The 4,794-nt window shown below is 54.0% G+C and carries 6 protein-coding genes; 2 read left to right on the top strand and 4 right to left on the bottom strand.

Annotation, left to right across the window (positions count from 1 at the left end; genetic code table 11):
* The 4 genes from CPT76_RS05725 to CPT76_RS05710 form a co-directional block, all read right to left on the bottom strand.
* On the bottom strand, positions 1–295 hold a 295-nt coding region (locus CPT76_RS05725), incomplete at its 3' end, for an ABC transporter permease (protein ID WP_374954617.1).
* An 89-nt stretch (positions 296–384) separates the two neighbouring features.
* Positions 385–1,155 carry an ABC transporter ATP-binding protein gene (locus CPT76_RS05720; protein WP_076171190.1) on the bottom strand — a complete coding sequence of 257 codons (771 nt, stop codon included), beginning with the start codon at positions 1,153–1,155 and terminating at the stop codon, positions 385–387.
* 25 nt (positions 1,156–1,180) lie between these two features.
* Positions 1,181–2,134 carry an ABC transporter substrate-binding protein gene (locus CPT76_RS05715; protein WP_105442215.1) on the bottom strand — a complete coding sequence of 318 codons (954 nt, stop codon included), beginning with the start codon at positions 2,132–2,134 and terminating at the stop codon, positions 1,181–1,183.
* Positions 2,135–2,343: 209 nt separating this feature from the next.
* Entirely contained in the window at positions 2,344–3,861 is a 1,518-nt protein-coding gene (locus CPT76_RS05710) for a carboxypeptidase M32 (RefSeq protein WP_105442214.1), read from the bottom strand.
* 123 nt (positions 3,862–3,984) lie between these two features.
* Between CPT76_RS05710 and CPT76_RS05705 the strand changes: the two genes are divergently transcribed.
* Together CPT76_RS05705 and CPT76_RS05700 are read left to right on the top strand one after the other, a co-directional pair.
* Positions 3,985–4,308, top strand: a complete 324-nt coding sequence (locus CPT76_RS05705; RefSeq protein ID WP_181152702.1) for an iron-sulfur cluster biosynthesis family protein — start codon at positions 3,985–3,987, stop codon at positions 4,306–4,308.
* A 48-nt stretch (positions 4,309–4,356) separates the two neighbouring features.
* Positions 4,357–4,794 (top strand): beta-class carbonic anhydrase (locus tag CPT76_RS05700; RefSeq protein WP_181152701.1); only part of this gene is annotated, 438 nt, incomplete at its 3' end.

The following is a 4,794-nucleotide window of genomic DNA, read 5'->3' as shown; positions in this document are numbered from 1 at the left end:
GAAACGGCGACCACCAGATCAGAACAGCCAGCAGCGTCCCCACGATCGTCCCCAGCAAAAATCCGACGACCGTCTCGCCCACCGTCACGCCCAAATGTCCCCACAACTCACCGCTGACCGCATCCTTCCAAATTTGCGCAAACACCTTGCTCGGATAGCTGAACAGCAGTACGTCGATCCATTTCAAACGTCCGGCAACTTCCCATAAGGCAAAGAACAGCACCAGAATGGCCATCTGAACGGACAGGACCTGTGCCCGCAGCTTGCGCTGGCGGCGCAAATGAGCTGTATGCAGAGCATCGAGGCTGGAACCCCGGTCCCTCCGGATCACTTCATCCGATCTAAGCACGCTGTTCACACGCGCCGCCTCCCTTCTTCCGTTTATCAGTCTTCCTCCGACTCCATCTCGCGCCAGATTTCGTGAAACAATTCATTGAAACCTTCCTCCTTTCTGGCATAGAAAGGCTGTGTCTCCCGGATGTGCCCGGGCACTTCAAAGGTACGGCGGATTCGGCCGGGATTTTTACCCAGCAGAACGACCCGGTCGCTGACGGCCACGGCCTCGGATAAATCGTGCGTGACCAGGATTGCCGTCTTGTTCTTTTCCCGCAGCGTCCCGGCAATTAAATCTTCAAGCTGCAGTTTGGTCTGATAGTCAAGCGCCGAGAAGGGCTCATCGAGCAGCAGCAGTCCGGGATCGGTCGACAGCGTCCGTACCAGGGCAACCCGCTGCCTCATCCCACCCGACAGCTGCTGCGGGTACAGGCTCCCCGTTCCTTCCAGTCCCATCTCGTCAAGCAGCTGCGTCAGGTGATCCATCGATTCCCGCTGCAGGCGCCCGGTTACCTCAAGCCCGATGGCCGCGTTCTGAAGGATTGTGCGCCAAGGGAACAAATAATCCTGCTGCAGCATATACCCGACATCCGGGGAAGGCCCCTCCACCTTCCGCCCATAGACAAGCACCTCGCCGTTCGTCGGATGCAAGAGCCCGGCGATCATGGACAGAATCGTCGTTTTTCCGCATCCGCTCGGTCCGACCAGGCTGATGAACTCTCCGGGATGTACCGTCAGATTCAGTCCTTCGACAGCAAGCGAAGCTTCCCGGTCGTTAACGTATACATGCGTCAAATTTTTAAGTTCGACTACCGGCTCCATGCGCACGATCTCCTTTCCATAACCATTATTTCACGGACGATTTGGCCTTTTCGGCAAAACTGTTGTCCACGATGGCGGAGGCAGGCACCTTCTCTTTCAGTTCGCCCGCCTGATCCATGACGTCCAGCAGGTTGTTCCACTCCGTCTCATCCACGACGGGATCCGTCGCGTACGTTCCCTGATCCTTATACCGTTTGACCGCCGAGACGACGATATCCTTATCGGTATCCTTAAAATAAGGAAGAATGACGTCGGCGATCTCCTCGGGGGTGTGCTGCTGGACCCAATTTTGGGCTTTCTGGAGCGCGTTCGTAAATTTTTGAACAGTTTCGCCGTTCTTCTTGATATAGCTCTGCTTGCTCATAAAGACTGTATAGGGCAGATGTCCGCTCTCCACTCCGAATGAGGCGACGACATGCCCTTTGCCTTCTTTTTCAAAAATCGAGGCCTGCGGCTCAAACAGCTGCACGTATTCACCCGTTCCGGACAAAAACGCCGAAGCGATATTGGCAAAATCGATGTTTTGGATCAGGTTCGGCATGCCGCCCTTGCGCTGCCCGAGGAAGGTTTTCCCTTTCAGCTGATTCCAGTCCAGCTCTCCTTCATCCTGCCTCGATACGAGGAACGTGCCGTCCGTCTGCGTCACCTGACCGAAGTTGATCACCGGATCGTCCGAACCTTGCTGATATACGTAAATCGACGTCTCGGATCCGACCAGGGCCACATCGATGGCACCCGAGAGCAGCGCCGTCATCGTCTTATCACCGCCGGGAATCGTCTGCAGCTCCACATCCAGTCCTTCTTCCTTAAAAAAGCCTTTCCCAAGCGCCACATATTCCGGAGCGTAAAATACCGAGCGCGTCACTTCGCCGATTTTGACCTTCACGTCGCCCTTGCTTCCGGAGCAACCGGACAGCACGGCTGCGCAAAGGAGAACCGCCGCAAGCACCAGGGCGAATCCACGTTTACCCTTTCTCATTGTCATTGTCCTCCATCCTTCTTCGCGTTCCAGCCATATGCCATCTTATGCATGCGCCAGCAAAGGGTTAAACATGGCCACGGACGAACACAAAAACTACCCCCGCCATTTCCTCAAGTAGCCTCGGGGCTTCTTTACGGAAGTGACAGGGGTGCTTCTGTGCTTACGCTTGGATGGTTGGATCTGATGTCAAGCGTTCCTGCGCTGCATTACAATTGATAAATTTCCTTATATTTCGTTTCCAGGTATTCGGCCAAATAGTCCGGGTTCAGCTCTTCACCGGTCACCTGCAAAATGATCTCGGACGGCTTGCGGCTCTTGCCGTAGCGGTAAATCTTCTCCGTGAGCCATTCGCGGATCGGTGCCAGATTGCCTTCCTTAATATGCTGATCCAGCTCTGGCATCTCCTTGCGCAGCGTGTTCATAATTTGCGCAGCATACATGTTGCCGAGGGAATAGGAGGCGAAGTAACCGAAATCCCCGCCGGACCAGTGCACGTCCTGAAGGACGCCCAGGCTGTCGCTTGGCGGTGTAATGCCGAGGTACTGCTCGTATTTCTCGTTCCATACTTTAGGCAGATCCTTGACCTCAAGCCCCTCGTTAAACAGCATCTTCTCGATTTCATAGCGGATAATAATGTGCAGGTTATACGTTAGCTCATCAGATTCGATCCGGATCAGGGAGTTCTCCACGCGGTTGACGGCCCGGTAGAAATCATCCAGCTGCACGTCTTTCAGCTGCTGCGGGAAATGCTGCTGCAGATCGGCATAGTAGCGTTCCCAGAAGGCGCGGCTGCGTCCAATCATATTTTCCCACAGGCGGGACTGCGATTCGTGAATGCCCATGGACGTCCCTTGGGCGAGCGGCGTTCCGGCCAGCTCCTTGCTCACGTTTTGCTCGTACAGTGCATGGCCGCCTTCATGCAGGGAGCTGAACAGCGCGCTCGTCACGTCGTCCTGCAAATAATGGGTCGTAATCCGTACATCTCCCGGGTTCAAGCCGGTGGCAAACGGGTGTACGCTCTCATCGAGGCGCCCGGCTTCGAAATCGTACCCCATTTCGCCCAGAATGAAGCGGCTCATCTTCGCCTGCTGCTCCTGCTCGAACAGCTGATCCAGGAACGATGTATCCAGTTTGTTCGGAGATGCCGCAATCGCCTCCACGAGCGGAACCAGCCGGTCACGAAGCTTGCTGAACACTTGGTCCAGCTTCTCAACCGTCATATCCGGCTCATAGCGGTCCAGCAGCGTGTCATATGGCGTTCCCTTGACGCCCCAATATCCGATGAATTCCTTCAGCATGCCCACCAGCTTCGTCAAGTTCGGCTCCAGCATGGCAAAGTCGCTCTTCGCCTTCGCTTCCTCCCAAATCGTCTGGGAATGGGATGACAGCACCATAAATTCCTGAAACTTTTCCGCCGGGATGCTTTTGTTCTCGTCATATTCTTTTTTAGACTCGTCAACGATCCTTCTGGAAATATCGTCCAGCCCCTCATATGTATCAGGACGGGTCAACGCCTCCAGATACGAGCCCATTTCATCCGAAATTCGGAGTTTGAAATCTTCCGCCGACAGCATCCCGATCACCTCGGAACGCTGCTCTGCTCCTTTACGAGGTGCACCCGTCCGCAAGTCCCAGTGCATCAAGCTGATGGCCTCGTCATAGCTTCTGATTTTGCGGACCAGTCCGAGAAATGAGTCCAATGTCGCTTTTGCTTCTTTTTCCATAATTAGGTTCACCTCACGCCGAATTTTTTCTTCCTTCTTGATGATACTTTTACTGGAAAGTATAATCAATATTTAATAGACGCTATTATCCTTTTTACATAGGGAAGGAGCCTGAAACCCGCCGTGGTTATCCAAGTTACCGAAACTGCCAAAAAGCATATCGAGTCGCTTGCCGGGTCGGAGTCGGCCATCATCCGGCTTGCCTACGATTCCGAAGGCTGCGGCTGCGGCGTTAACGGTCTGCCGGCACTCTGGATCGTTTCCGCCAAAGAAGCCGATGAAGTGGAAATACAGAGTCATCATCTGCATTTTATTATTCACCGCATGCAGGCGGTTTTTTTCGAAGAGCATCTATACCTGGACTCCGAAAAAAACTATCCATCGTTCCGGCTTACCGGGGACGGCCAGCTGTACGGTCAAAATATCAGGCTAGTGGATAAGCGTTGACGCCTTACATCATGCATCATTACCCAACAATGGAAGGAGCAATTCATTATGACAACCGTTTCGCAGATTTTGGAGTTCAACCAGCAGTTCGTAGAAAGTAAAGAGTACGAAAAATACATTACTGGCAAGTTTCCCGAGAAAAAGCTCGTCATCGTCACCTGCATGGATACGCGCCTCGTAGAGCTGCTGCCCAAAGCGATGAACGTCCGCAACGGCGACGTGAAGCTCATCAAAAACGCCGGTGCGATCATCTCGCATCCTTTCGGCAGCGTCATGCGGAGCGTTCTCGTCGCTCTGTATGAACTGAAAGCTGACGAAGTCATCGTCGTCGGGCATCTGGACTGCGGCATGGCGGCGCTTAACGCTGACGTCATGATCGAGCATATGAAGGAGCGCGGCATCTCCGATGAGGTGCTGTCGACGCTGGAGAACTCCGGCATCAATCTGAACGATTGGCTGCGCGGATTCGATAACGTTCAGGACGGC

Origin of the sequence: Paenibacillus sp. AR247 (assembly GCF_002968895.1) — a bacterium.
Classification (GTDB): Bacteria; Bacillota; Bacilli; order Paenibacillales; family Paenibacillaceae; genus Paenibacillus_AQ; species Paenibacillus_AQ favisporus.
The sequence above is the reverse complement of the archived record's forward strand: the minus strand, read 5'-3'. Positions and strand labels throughout refer to the sequence as shown.

Excerpts from the sequence above, each read along its gene's own strand:
- CPT76_RS05715 (WP_105442215.1), bottom strand. The coding sequence starts at position 2,134 with ATGAGAAAGGGTAAACGTGGATTCGCCCTGGTGCTTGCGGCGGTTCTC.
- CPT76_RS05720 (WP_076171190.1), bottom strand. The coding sequence starts at position 1,155 with ATGGAGCCGGTAGTCGAACTTAAAAATTTGACGCATGTATACGTTAAC.
- CPT76_RS05710 (WP_105442214.1), bottom strand. The coding sequence starts at position 3,861 with ATGGAAAAAGAAGCAAAAGCGACATTGGACTCATTTCTCGGACTGGTC.